The organism is Frankia sp. CoWAU3, from assembly GCF_977971855.1.
The window spans coordinates 13,885-17,940 of sequence record NZ_CDWWXB010000030.1 but is presented as its reverse complement, the minus strand read 5'-3'; the positions used below and the strand labels follow the sequence as shown (position 1 = coordinate 17,940).

Annotated in this window: 4 protein-coding genes; 1 reads left to right on the top strand and 3 read right to left on the bottom strand. The window is 71.2% G+C overall.

The window, feature by feature from the left end:
* The 3 genes from AC08ON_RS05195 to AC08ON_RS05185 form a co-directional block, all read right to left on the bottom strand.
* The coding region (locus AC08ON_RS05195; RefSeq protein ID WP_476616542.1) for a hydrogenase maturation protease at positions 1 to 471 on the bottom strand (471 nt) is incomplete at its 3' end.
* Positions 472 to 484: 13 nt separating this feature from the next.
* Positions 485 to 2,092, bottom strand: coding sequence for a nickel-dependent hydrogenase large subunit (locus tag AC08ON_RS05190; RefSeq protein ID WP_476606598.1), 1,608 nt, complete (start codon positions 2,090 to 2,092; stop codon positions 485 to 487).
* A gap of 89 nt (positions 2,093 to 2,181) precedes the next feature.
* Positions 2,182 to 3,153, bottom strand: a complete 972-nt coding sequence (locus AC08ON_RS05185) for an NADH-quinone oxidoreductase subunit B family protein (RefSeq protein ID WP_476606599.1) — start codon at positions 3,151 to 3,153, stop codon at positions 2,182 to 2,184.
* Between the two features lie 427 nt (positions 3,154 to 3,580).
* Between AC08ON_RS05185 and AC08ON_RS05180 the strand changes: the two genes are divergently transcribed.
* Entirely contained in the window at positions 3,581 to 4,027 is a 447-nt protein-coding gene (locus AC08ON_RS05180) for a hydrogenase maturation nickel metallochaperone HypA (RefSeq protein ID WP_476606600.1), read from the top strand.
* Positions 4,028 to 4,056 lie beyond the last annotated feature (29 nt).

The window sequence follows — 4,056 nt, the reverse complement described above, 5'->3', positions numbered from 1 at the left end:
GCCGGGCTCCACGCCGCCCGCCTCGATGAGGTAGACGACGACGTCGTCCGGGTAGCCGTCGCCGAGCAGCCAGCGCCCGAACGCCAGCGCCTGGTCCCAGCGGAAGGCGTGCGGGTGCAGCGTGTCCAGGGGCAGGTTCTCCAGCTGTGCGCCCGGGACCTCGAACACGGTCCCGGGCTCGGCCCCGGTGCGGCTGGCGTCGACGACCACGACCCGGCGCGCGCCGCGCATCGCGAACGCCGTGTCCATCCCGGCGGTCCCCCCGTCGACCAGGCGCACTCCGGCCGGGACGCCCGTCTCGGCGAGCCGGCGGACCAGGATCGGCCCGACCCCGTCGTCACCGCGCAGCAGGTTGCCGCAGCCGATCACGGCCACCTCGCACCCTGGTGGTTCGAAACCGGGCGGATCGACCTGCACCCGCGGCCCGACCGGGGGCCGCGAGGCGGCACCCGCCTCGCGATCCCCGGTCATAGGTCGGTCCCGGTCATAGGTTGTCGTTGATGACGAACCTGCTGAGCTCCCGGCCGGTCCTGCCGTCGTAGGCGTGGACCGTGCAGACCAGGCACGAGTCGAAGCTGCGGGCCACGTGGCCGAGCTCGATCGGGTTCTCCGGATCCACGATGGGCGTGCCGACGAGGGCCTGCTCGATGGGACCGGGCGCCTCGGAGCCGTCGCGGGGGCCGATGTTCCAGGCGGTCGGGGTGACCACCTGGTAGTTCGCGATCTTGCTGTCCTCGATGACGATCCAGTCCGAGAGCGAGCCGCGGGCCGCCTCCGTGGAACCGAAGCCGCGCCCTTGGGTGTACTCCACCGGCTTGAGGTGAAACGGCTCGCGCAGGTCCAGCTGGTCGAGCCAGGCCCGCGTCCACTGGTAGTACCTGGCGGCCTCGTGCATCCGGGCCAGCAGGCGGACCATCACCGACGGGCCGATGGCCGCCAGGATGTCCCCGAACAACGGGTCGTCGTCCTGGTGGGCACCCGCGCCGGGAGCCGCGGCGGCGACGCGGCGGGCGAGTGGCCCGGCCTCCAACGGCAGGTATCCGTGGTTCGGCACCTCGTACCGGGGTGACTTCGCCCAGCTGTACTTGCCCTGCTCCCGGCCGCGCGCCGGATCGATGGGCCGGGTCTCGCCGTCGAACGGGTGGCGCGCCTCGGTTCCCTCGTAGAACGAGTGGGTGACGTCCTCCCGCACCCGGGCCTGGTCGAACTCGAAGTACCCGCCGCCCGCGTACACCCCGGACCGGCCGATGAGTGCCGCGTTGCGGCCGGAGATGGTCGGCCGGGTGTAGAGGTCGGGGGCGAAGTACGTCCCGGTCGCCAGGTAGTTGCCGACTCCCTGGCCGTAGCTATCCAGGCCGATGTCGAGGCAGTACCGGAGGAAGAAGCCGCAGTCGCTGTCGTGCTGGGCGGGGTTCTCGTCCACCCAGGCGAGCACGTCCTGCCAGGTACGGTTGGCCAGCCAGCGCTCCACCGAGCAGCCGAGCCACTGCTTCTCCAGCCAGTTGACCTTCCAGTGCTCCAGGATGGCGATGGAGCGGGTCACGTCCGACAGCGTCGGCGCGCACATCACCCCGCCGGGCACCATGAAGCTGGAGTGCGGCCACTGCCCGCCGAAGATGGCGTAGACCTCCACCGGCTTGGCCGACAGCACCACCGCCGGGCCGTAGCTGCTGCCGGTGTAGGGCGCGAACCGCCGTACCGCCTCCTCATACAGCGGCGAGGAGGCGTATTTCCGGTTCGTGAGGTCGATGGCGAACAGCGCGTAGAAGCAGCGCGGGATGCTCTGCAACGTCTCGCACGCCTGCGCGATGTTGCGGACCAGCGTCGCGTTGGGCGGCATCTCGGTGCGCCACGCGACGTCCAGCGCGTACGCCGACTTGTACAGGTGGCTGCCCCCGCAGATCCCGCAGATCCGCGGGGTCACGATCAGGCCCGCCTGCGGGTCCTTGCCGCGCAGGATGATCTCAAAGCCCCGGAACATCGCCGCCTCGGTCCACGCCGAGGTGACCACCCCGTCGTCGATCGTGACCCGGACGTCGAGGTCGCCCTCGACGCGCCCCAACGGGCTGACGTTGAGATCGACGGTGGCCATTGGAATCCTCTCTTCCCCTCGTCCGTTCCTCGCGGTCTCCGGTCGGAGCACGCGCGGTCATCGGCTACCGGCTACCGGCTACCGGCCGGCTAGACGACGAACATGTCCTCCTTCGACCACTGCGGGGCGACTATCCGGGCAGCTGCCGCGTGTGCCAGGTAGCCGAGGTGGCCGCTGCCCGCCGGCACCTCCCGTGGAATGAGCCCGCCGACCTTCCGGGTCCTGAAGATCGTGCCGGGGGCGAGGTCGAAGAACGGGAACTCCGGCTCCGTGCACCCGATGCACGGCATGCCGGCGCGGGTCTTCGACGACTGGCGGTTCCACAGGATCCGGTTGCACGGGGAGTGGGTCATCGGGCCGCGGCAGCCGAACTCGTAGAACAGGCAGCCCTTGCGGGTCCCGTCCCCGAAAGCCAGGGTCGACTGCTTGTATTCGAAGTACTCCGCCCTGGTGCAGCCGGTCTGGGTGAATGTCGTGAAGAACGTCCGTGGCCGGTGCAGCTCGTCGAGCGCGATGTCGGCGGCCCGGCCGGTGGCCAGCGCCACGATGATCTGCGTGATCCAGTCCGGGTGGGCCGGGCAGCCCGGAATGTTGACGACGGGCAACCCGGAGCGCGACCGGAAGTCCGGGCCGAGGAAACCGCCGCGTTCACGCTTGTGGAACTGCAGCCCGGTGGAGTCCGTCGGGTTCGGCGCCGTCGCGGGGATCCCGCCCCAGCACGCGCAGTCCCCGATCGCCACCACCACCTGGGCCCGGGCGGCCAGCTCACGCACCCAGTCCTGCATGGGCCGCTCGGCGAAAACGTCGAAGCTGCCGGTTCCGTCCGGGCCGCGGATCACCGAACCCTCGAAGACGAAGATGTCGACCGGCCGCGCACCCCGCGCGCAGTCGGTGAACAGCTCCCGGGCCTGGGCGCCGTTCTCCAGCCCCAACGACGGGTGCCAGAGCAGTTCCAGCCCGAAGTCGGTGATCAGGTCGACGACGTTGGGCTCGTCGGCGTTCAGGAAGGACATCGTGTTGCCGCTGCACGCCCCGCCCTGGAACCACAGCACGGATGACATCAGTACTCCCTTCGTCGGACGGGCCGTGGTCGGCACCGCGGTCCGCCGCACCGCCCACCTCCACGAGCGGACCGAGCCCTCCGGCGAGGTGATCAGAAGCCGCTGGGTCGGGTGATCGTCGGGTGGCCCGTCGCCTCACGGAGACTTCCGGCAGAGCAAACGCTATGTCCCCCAACGCCGGACGCCCATCGACAGTGCGCGGAGGCTGCCACCAACGCGCAGTCACCAACGCGCAGTGCGGTTTGGTGAAGCGCACACGACCGGGCGAGAGTGGGGCATGCACCGGCCATCCCAGCCCGCCCTCATCGACGCCCGTGGGGCGAGCGCCGAGGCGCGGCCCGGCGAAGCGGTGAGCCGGTGCGATGCCGGCTCGGGCGGGTCACCGGATCAGGCGGGTCGCCGGAGGGTGCCGGGGGAGGACCGGGCGATGCACGAGCTGTCCGTCTGCCGATCGATCGCGGGCGTCGTCACCCGGCACGCGGCCGGTCGGCCGGTCACCCGGGTGCACGTCCGGGTGGGTCAGCTGCGCCAGATCGTGCCGGAAACCCTCGCCTACTGCTGGGAGCTGATGAACGCTGGGCCCCCGGAGAACGCTGGGCCGCCGGAGAACGGCGCCGATCCCCCCGGCGGGCAGGTGCTGGCCGGGTCCGTGCTGGCCGGGTCTGTGCTGGAGGTCGAGAGCGTGCCGGTCAGTGTGTGCTGCCGGGTGTGCGGGACCCGCGGCGAGTTGGCGGACCGGGCGCTGCGCTGCGGCACCTGCGGCGCGGCCGGCGTCACCATCGTCACCGGCGAGGAGTTCCTCGTCACCTCGTTCGAAGTGGCTCCCGACCCGGCGGCTCTCGGCTCGGCAGCTCCCGACACCGTGGAGGCGTGACACGCCGTGGGTCGCTTCCATCCCCACCC

Excerpts from the sequence above, each read along its gene's own strand:
- AC08ON_RS05190 (WP_476606598.1), bottom strand. The coding sequence starts at position 2,092 with ATGGCCACCGTCGATCTCAACGTCAGCCCGTTGGGGCGCGTCGAGGGC.
- AC08ON_RS05185 (WP_476606599.1), bottom strand. The coding sequence starts at position 3,153 with ATGTCATCCGTGCTGTGGTTCCAGGGCGGGGCGTGCAGCGGCAACACG.
- AC08ON_RS05180 (WP_476606600.1), top strand. The coding sequence starts at position 3,581 with ATGCACGAGCTGTCCGTCTGCCGATCGATCGCGGGCGTCGTCACCCGG.